At 40.6% G+C, this 588-nt stretch carries 1 protein-coding gene; it reads right to left on the reverse strand.

The genetic code is table 11. From position 1 onward, the window contains the following. A partial coding sequence (locus HNS40_RS22660; protein WP_172284978.1) for a DUF11 domain-containing protein occupies positions 1-588 on the reverse strand: 588 nt, incomplete at both ends.

Consider the following 588-nt stretch of genomic DNA (forward strand, 5'->3'; position numbering starts at 1 on the left):
TTGGTGTTGCCTCATCTACCGACTTAACGATAACTAAATCTGAAATTGGATTTGGGGTTGTTAAGGCATCATCCTCATTGTTACTTGGGTCTGGATCGTCTTCGGTTCCAGTGAGTGTTGCTGTGTTTGTATAATCACCAGTAGCATTAACTGTACAAGTAATTTCTAAACTCGTATCTGCTCCATCGGCTAAATTACCTATGGTCCAAATTCCTGTGGCAGTAGCATAAGCTCCAGATCCATTATCTGATACATAAGTATATCCTGTTGGTAGATTTTCTGTAACTGCTACTCCTGTTGCTGCACTTGGTCCATTATTGCTCACTTCAAGAGTGAAGATTACTTGATCTCCAACATTTGGTGTTGCCTCATCTACCGACTTAACGATAACTAAATCTGAAATTGGATTTGGGGTTGTTAAGGCATCATCCTCATCGTTACTTGGGTCTGGATCGTCTTCGGTTCCAGTGAGTGTTGCTGTGTTGGTATAATCTCCAGTAGCATTAACTGTACAAGTAATTTCTAAACTCGTATCTGCTCCATCGGCTAAATTACCTATAGTCCAAATTCCTGTGGCTGTAACATAAG

It is taken from the genome of Lentimicrobium sp. S6 (assembly GCF_013166635.1).
In the GTDB taxonomy this organism is placed as follows: domain Bacteria; phylum Bacteroidota; class Bacteroidia; order Bacteroidales; family UBA12170; genus UBA12170.